This window comes from Thioclava sp. F36-7, assembly GCF_002020075.1.
Lineage (GTDB): Bacteria > Pseudomonadota > Alphaproteobacteria > Rhodobacterales > Rhodobacteraceae > Thioclava > Thioclava sediminum.
The window spans coordinates 123541-131246 of the sequence record NZ_MPZR01000012.1; the positions used below are offsets into that span (position 1 = coordinate 123541).

6 protein-coding genes are annotated in these 7706 nt (G+C 65.2%); 4 read left to right on the top strand and 2 right to left on the bottom strand.

Features of this window, described 5'->3' with window-relative positions:
* Window position 1: 1 nt before the first annotated feature.
* From BMI89_RS18835 to BMI89_RS18850, 4 genes are read left to right on the top strand one after another with little or no spacing between them, the layout of a single operon-like run.
* Window positions 2–2209, top strand: coding sequence for a PepSY domain-containing protein (locus BMI89_RS18835; protein WP_078572356.1), 2208 nt, complete (start codon window positions 2–4; stop codon window positions 2207–2209).
* On the top strand, window positions 2190–3170 hold the full coding sequence (locus BMI89_RS18840) for an FAD:protein FMN transferase (protein WP_038147442.1): 981 nt from the start codon (window positions 2190–2192) through the stop codon (window positions 3168–3170). Before BMI89_RS18835 ends, BMI89_RS18840 begins: the two co-directional genes overlap by 20 nt.
* 5 nt (window positions 3171–3175) lie before the next feature.
* Window positions 3176–5089, top strand: a complete 1914-nt coding sequence (locus BMI89_RS18845) for a heavy metal translocating P-type ATPase (protein ID WP_078572357.1) — start codon at window positions 3176–3178, stop codon at window positions 5087–5089.
* Window positions 5086–5787 carry a VIT1/CCC1 transporter family protein gene (locus tag BMI89_RS18850; protein ID WP_078572358.1) on the top strand — a complete coding sequence of 234 codons (702 nt, stop codon included), beginning with the start codon at window positions 5086–5088 and terminating at the stop codon, window positions 5785–5787. Before BMI89_RS18845 ends, BMI89_RS18850 begins: the two co-directional genes overlap by 4 nt.
* Window positions 5788–6294: 507 nt before the next feature.
* Here the strand turns inward: BMI89_RS18850 and BMI89_RS18855 are convergent.
* Together BMI89_RS18855 and BMI89_RS21035 are read right to left on the bottom strand one after the other, a co-directional pair.
* Window positions 6295–6999, bottom strand: coding sequence for an aminoacyl--tRNA ligase-related protein (locus BMI89_RS18855; protein WP_078572359.1), 705 nt, complete (start codon window positions 6997–6999; stop codon window positions 6295–6297).
* A 382-nt stretch (window positions 7000–7381) separates the two neighbouring features.
* On the bottom strand, window positions 7382–7706 hold a 325-nt coding region (locus BMI89_RS21035; RefSeq protein ID WP_210402178.1), incomplete at its 5' end, for a hypothetical protein.

Below are 7706 nucleotides of genomic sequence, written 5' to 3' on the forward strand. Positions count from 1 at the left end.
CATGATCCGTGCACTCCATCGCTGGCCGGGTCTGCTGGCCCTCGTGCTCGTCACCATCCTCAGCTTGAGTGGCGCGGCGCTGTCTGTCTTTCCTGCGGCCGAGCGGCTTGCCGCGCCACAGGCAGAGACCGAACTGACGGTCGCCACTCTCGCGGATCGCATCCAGTTGGTCTATCCGGGCGTCGAGCAGATCCGCCGGTCGCCATCGGGACAGATCACCGCCTACTGGTTCGATCAAGGCACGCCGGGCGCCGCCGTGATCGACCCCGCCACGGGTGAGGGCGTGGCCTCGGCTGATCCCAATCAAGTTGAACGCTGGATTACCAACCTGCATCGCTCGTTGTTTCTGGGCGACGGCGGGCGCATCGCCATGGCTGCAGGGGCGGCCGCGATGCTGGTCCTCTCCCTTTCCGGAGCGGCACTGGTCGCGCGCCGGACGGGCGGATGGCGGCACTGGTTTGCGCCTCTGCGCGGACCGCTCGCTGGTCGTCTTCACGTCGAAATCGCCCGGATCGCCGTGGTTGGCCTTCTGCTTTCCTCGACTACGGCTTTGTGGATGACGGCGTCGACCTTCGACCTGCTTCCCGATGGCGGAGCCCCGCCGGCCTTTCCGGCCGAGGTGAGCAATGAGACGGGCGTTGCGCTCGACCGCCTTGCCGGTCTGAGCGAAATACCAGTCGCAGACCTGCGCGAGCTGAGCTTTCCCTATCCCGGGGACACCACGGATGTCTTCACGCTCAAGACCGACCGGGGCACCGGATATCTCGATCAGGGCGACGGTGCCCTCCTGGCCTGGGCCGACCTGACCGGATGGGAGCGCGTCTCCGAGACGATCTACATGCTGCACACCGGACAGGGTGCGGCGGTGCTCGGTCTCGTGCTCGGGCTCATGGCGCTCGGCGTGCCCGCGATGGGCGCTACCGGCGTCCTGATCTGGCTCGCCGGGCGGCGCGCGCGGCCGCGCATCCGGGGCAACCAGCCCGCAGGCCGCGCCGGGACGATCCTGCTCGTCGGCAGCGAGGGGGGAAGCACCTGGGGCTTTGCCGCGACGCTTCATGCCGCGCTGACGCAAGCCGGGCAGAGCGTCCATGTCGGCCCGATGTCGGGCTTTGCGCCAGAGCGCTACACGAGGGCCGAGCGGATCATCCTGCTCGCCGCGACTTACGGCGACGGGGCGGCGCCCGCCTCAGCGAAGGGCTTTCTCGATCGGCTGAACGCGTTCGATCGGGTGCCAGACATGCCCATTGCGGTGCTTGGCTTCGGCGACCGCAGCTTTCCAGCCTTTTGCGCCTTCGCCAAGGACGTCGCAGCAGCGGCGCAGGCGAAGGGCTGGCCCGAGCTTCTTCCGCTCGAAACCGTCGACCGCCAATCGCCGCAGGATTTCGCCCGCTGGGGCCGCGCACTGGGCGACGCTCTCAGGATCGACCTCGAGCTGTCGCACCAGCCCGTCTTGCCGAAAACTGAAACGTTGACCCTCGTCTCGCGCCGCGACTACGGCGCCGAGGTGCAGGCCCCGACCGCGATCCTCCGCTTCGCGCTTCCGCGCGTCACGCTCTGGCAGCGGCTGGTCGGGGCGGGCTTCGCGCGGTTCGAGGCCGGTGACCTGATCGGCGTCCTGCCGGAAGGAAGCGCCGTCCCGCGGCTCTATTCGCTCGCCTCCGCGCGCTGCGACGGCTTCATCGAGATCGTCGTGAAAAAGCACCCCGGCGGTCTCTGCTCGGGTCAGCTCACGGCCCTGGAGCCGGGCGATACGGTCACCGCCTTCCTCCGCCGCAACCCTGGCTTCCGTCCGGGGCCGAGCCGGGCACCGCTGATCCTGATCGGCGCGGGGACCGGCATCGGGCCGCTCGCGGGTTTTGTGCGCGGCAACACGCGCCGCAGGCCCATCCACCTCTTCTTCGGGATGCGGCATCCCAAAAGCGATTTCTTCTACGGCGAGGAACTGCCCGCCTGGCAGGATGAGGAACGCCTGGTGCGTCTGGTCATGGCGGTCTCGCGGGTGGAGCATCCGCACTACGTGCAGGACGCGTTGCGGGACGACGCGGCCCAGGTCACCAGACTGATCCGTGACGGGGCGCGCGTGATGGTCTGCGGCGGTCGTGAAATGGCGGCGGGCGTGGCCGATACGCTGGCCGAGATCCTCGCGCCGGCCGGGCTCACGCCGGCAGTCCTGAAGGCGGAGGGGCGGTATGTCGAAGATGTCTACTGAGCTGGTGAAGGTCGCGCTGAACGGACCGACCATGGGCACACGCTGGTCCACGCTGTTCTTCGCGGAACCGGACTTCGACCCGGCCACGGTCCGCGTGGCGCTTCAGGCGGCTGTCGATGAGGTGGACGCACAGATGTCCACCTGGAAACCCGATAGCCACCTGATGCGGCTCAATGCGGCGCCGGTCGGCGAATGGATCGCTGTTCCCGCGCGATTGCGCGAGGTGATACGCCTCGGCCTGGAGATCGGGCGCGCCTCCGGCGGGGCCTTCGATATCGGCATGGGCGACGCGGTTAAAGCTTGGGGCTTCGGGCCAGGAGACGTCACGCCGGATGGCATCCGCGCAGCGATGAAAAACCCTCGTTGCCCGGCGCATGAAGTCCTGGAGTTCGACGGCGACCACGTTCGCAAGACCGCGCCCGTCGCGCTCGACCTCAACGGTATCGCCAAGGGTTATGGCGTCGACCGCCTGGCCGAGACCCTGCGCGATCATGGGATTTCCGCCGGACTCATAGGGATTGACGGCGAGATGCGGGCGATGGGTGTGCGGCCAGACGGCGAGGCCTGGACCATCGCGGTCGAGGCGCCGGACTCCGAGCGCCGAAGGCCGCATTCAATCCTCGCGCTGCAGGACGCGGCCGTCGCGACCTCGGGCGACTACCGCCACTGGGTCGAGGTGCAGGGTCGCCGTCTCTCGCACACAATGGATCCGAGACGCGGCGCGCCGCTGATCGCGTCGCCTGCCTCCGTCACCGTCGTTGCCCGCAGCTGTGCCGAGGCCGATGCCTGGGCAACGGTGCTTATGGTGCTCGGTCTCGACAAAGGAGCGAAACTCGCAAGAAAACAAGGGCTTGACGCCCTGTTCCTCCTGCGCGATGATGCAGGGAGCGCGAGGGGCGTAGGAGTCGGACGACTTTTTTCCGAAGAGCCAGCGGCGATGACCCCAGCAGAGGGGAGATAAGCCGAATGGACCAGACCCGCACCGATCGCTTCAAGACCGCAATTCTGCTTCTGGCCGTGATTGGTCTGATCGCGGGTCTTGCATTCTATTTCGCTGGCAGGCGCGACATCGCGAACATCGTCTGGTTCGCCGGGGTTGTTCCAGCCCTTGCCGCGCTCACAGTCGAGATCCTGCGCAGCATTGGACGCGGCGAGGTGGGCCTCGATATCGTCGCAGCGCTGTCGATGACTGCCGCGCTCGTCTTCGGTGAGACTCTCGCCGCGGCGGTCGTCGCGGTGATGTATTCCGGTGGCACCTTCCTCGAAAGCTTCGCAGAAGGCCGCGCCCGGCACGAGATGCACGACCTGTTGTCCCGAGTTCCGCGGACAGCGACACGGCATCGCAATGGCGGCCTCGAAGATATACCGCTTGAGGAAATCGCTCCCGGCGATCGGCTGCTGATCCGTCAGGGCGACGTGGTGCCGGTGGACGGCACGGTGGCCTCTGACGCGGCCTTTGTCGATACTTCGGCGCTGACCGGCGAGTCGCTACCGGTGCGGCTTGCACGCGGGGCCGAGGCCATGAGCGGCTCTACCAATGCAGGCGAGGCTTTCGACGTCACGGCGACCCGCGAGGCCAAGGACAGCACCTATGCCGGAATCGTCAGACTGGTCGAGGAGGCGCAGGCGTCCAAGGCACCGATGTCACGGCTGGCCGACCGATGGTCTCTGGGATTCCTGGCCGTCACCGTGACCATAGCCTTCGCTGCCTGGTGGTTCACCGGCGACCCCATCCGGGCCGTCGCCGTTCTGGTCGTGGCGACGCCCTGTCCGCTGATCCTCGCCGTTCCTGTGGCGCTGGTCGCGGGCCTGTCGCGAGCCGCGCATTTCGGCGTGCTGATCAAGGGCGCGGGGCCACTCGAAACGATGGCGCGGATCCGCACGCTCATCCTCGACAAAACCGGAACGCTGACGGATGGCCGCCCGAAGATCGTGTCGATAAATAGTGCGGATGGCATGGACGAGGACGACATCCTGCTCTTTGCGGCATCCCTCGATCAGGCCTCCAAGCACCCAGTGGCACAGGCCGTCGTCGCCGCCGCGAAGGCGCAGGGCTTAACGCTGCCCGTGCCGTCCGAGGTTGCCGAGTTTCCGGGGGAAGGGGTCGTGGGCCATGTCGAGGGCCGCAGCGTGATCGTCGGCGGCGACGGTTTCGTGGCGTCCCGGGTTCGGCGGATGACGGGCGATCACCCCGCCACCGCCAAGAGCGCCGGATCGGTCCTTGTCGCCGTAGCGGTCGATGGACACATGGTCGGGCATCTGGTGATGTCCGACCCATTGCGCGAGGGCGCGGGCGTCATGCTGGAAGGTCTGCGCCGCGAGGGTATCGGGCGTATACTGTTGGCCACAGGCGACCGCGCAGATGTGGCCGAGCGCGTGACCGAGGGGCTGGGTCTCGACGGTCTGCGCGCCGGGCTGACGCCGGATCAGAAAGTTCTCCTTGTTCTCACAGAGCGCAAGCACGGACCCGTCATGATGGTGGGCGACGGCGTGAACGACGCGCCGGCACTCGCGGCAGCCGATGTCGGTGTGGCCATGGGTGCTCGGGGCGCCGCTGCCTCCGCCGAGGCCGCTGACGTGGTGCTGCTTGTCGACCGGATCGACCGGCTTGGGCCCGGCATCGAGATCGCCCGCGCGTCCCGGCGGATCGCCGTCGAAAGTGTTGTCGCCGGGATCGGCCTTTCGGTTCTTGGCATGATTGCCGCCGCCTTCGGCTACCTCACCCCTGTGCAGGGAGCGCTTCTACAGGAGGTGATAGACGTCGCCGTGATCCTCAACGCCCTGCGGGCGCTGCGCATTGTGCCGCATGAGCCTGCTATGGCCAAACCACAGCCCGCAACGTCAGGGCAGGCCGACATTGTTCAAGGAGCCACGCCATGAGCCGTCTCTCGCATTCCGAAATCCACATGGTGCACCGCATCGGCTGGCTGCGGGCGGCCGTACTTGGGGCCAATGACGGTCTCGTCTCGACCGCGAGCCTTATCGTCGGCGTCGCCGCAGCGGGGTCCGAAAAGCCCGAGGTCCTGATCGCGGGGTTGGCCGGGCTCGTGGCCGGTGCGATGTCGATGGCTGCAGGCGAGTACGTGTCAGTCAGTTCCCAGACCGACGCCGAGCAAGCCGACCTTGCGCGCGAAACGCGCGAACTTGAGGAAACACCGGAGGCTGAGCTTGAGGAACTAACCCTGATCTATGTCGATCGAGGTCTTGATCGGGATCTGGCCGAGAAGGTCGCGGTTCAACTGACCGAGCGAGACGCGCTTGGGTCGCATGCGCGCGACGAGCTGGGCATTTCCGAGACCGTGACGGCCCGCCCGGTCCAGGCGGCATTGGTTTCGGCGCTGACTTTTGCCGTCGGCGCGGTGCTTCCACTGATCGTGGTGCTGCTCGTGCCGGAAACGTTGATCGCGCTCTTGGTGGCAGCATCGACGATCATTGGCCTCGCGGTTCTCGGTGGACTGGGCGCCTCGGCGGGCGGCGCTGGCGTCGCGCGAGGGGCCGCCAGGGTCACGCTCTGGGGCGCCCTCGCGATGGCCGCGACAGCGGCAGTCGGCACAATCTTTGGTGTGACTGTCGGGTAGGAAATGATGGCAGCAGAGGGTGTAGACGTTGGATGTCAGCCCCCCGGGTTCGGCCACTCCGTTCGGCAATCGCGTCGGTCTTGAATTAAACCCAAGGAGCGATTTTGATTCGCTATCAAGGTGTTACGGCGTCCAGTGTGCGTTTTTGTGTACAAGCGCCTCCTAAAGTCTGCTAACGGGTGGGAAGCAGACCTTCACGGCCGTTGGCCGAACGGCAGGCTTTGCTGCAAGCTGTGAGGTCGATGGCACCGAGATCATGCATCTGCAGTGAAAGTCCGGTCTGGTGAAGCTGCAGCGCAGCGATTGACGACAGCGGCCATGGCTGGTTTGGGCCGAGCGCGCCGATACGGCCGGGCGGATTGCAAGGAAGACTTTCCGCGACGCCGCATGGCCGCTTCGAGCTCAAAGTGTCCTAATGCCGATGCGCCTCGGAACGCAATTGCCCTATAAATAGAGACCACGCCATATGATGTTGGGCGGGCACATGGAAGCGCCCGCCCACCAGATTTAGATCTTGGATTGGTTCCATGCTTCAACGATGCGATCGAGACCGATTGCCACCTCAAGATTAAAGACGCCTGGGGCAAAGTCCGTCCGGATCGAGACGGAGGCCATCTCCCGCCAACTGTCGCGATAGAGCACCTCGATGTCGAGGGTGCTCTGCGAATAGGTCGGAAGCCGGTCGCTCTCGACCACGCGCGCCTTTGAGCGCGTTATCCACGAAATCGTGTCGGCAAGCTCCGACATGAGTTTCGCGCGATAGTCCACCCTCGTGTCGACGCTATAGAGGCACTGCATTTCGAGCTGATAAAACTCGAAGAAGCGGAGCTTCGTCGCTGTTGCTGTCTTCTCGCGACGGAAGCTCTTCCCGACCTGCCAGAAGCAGGCGGGCAACTTGAGTTGTTTGTGAGGGAAGTTTTCACGGATGAAGGCGTATGTCGATGCGGTTGTCTCGGCCCTCAAGACGATCTGCTGATCGGCGATCGAGACCGGGGTGACCCAGATGTCCTCGTCGGTATACTCGGCGGAGAGAAAGTCGCGCGGTGTAAGCAGCGGCCCCTCCATACGCTGGACGGACCAAGCGCGGTTGGTGCGCTTGAGGTTCGACCGGACGGTTGAGACAATCATTTCTTGCGCACGGTCGCGATGTTCGATCTCGGTTTCGTTCCAGAAACGGAGCTGGGCGATGTTGTGAAAGTTTTGGGTGCTCATTGCGTGTCTTTCTTCGATGCCGAAAGACATGCGCCGACCTAGGCAAGGCCTTGGCTGCGAGACGATTGCGCTGTCTGTCGTTAGGATTGGTTTCTCGCTGCCGCTTGCGAGCGGTCTCGCGGCACCGGGCGTCGGCGTCTTTACCCGGCGCCGCCGATACCGAGGCCGCCGGGGCAACGCGTAGCGATGATCGAGATCGTCATGTCGAGCCTCCCATGGCAGAAAAATACAATGCGGGCCAGTAAGCAGCCGCGCGACTTGTAAATAGATATGCTGCAAAATGAAGGAAAGGCCGGCATCCACGCCGGGCTGAACAAAGCTGAATGCCGTTGCTTTGGCGCACTACCGGCAGACCAGCCGTGATGTCGAGCCGCCCTCTGGTTCAGGCAGAGTTGCATCTCCATTGCCGCTTCAGCTCTTTGTGGGAGCCAATGGGAGCTTCGTCCGCACTGCAGACCTTCCCCATGCGAAGATGCTGCGCGATGCACGTATGACTGATTTGGTGAAGCTGCATCGCGGCAAAGGCGTCAATGATGAACGGCAGCTCCGGGCCGAGCGCGTCGATACGGCCGGGTGGGTCCCAAGAAAGGCTTGCCGCGACGCCGCATGGCCGCTTCGAGCCCAAAGTACCGAATGCTGCGGCATGGTCGAATGGCGGCTTAGCCAGAGAAATCAAACCTGACTCCCCTCGGCTTGGTACTCCGTTG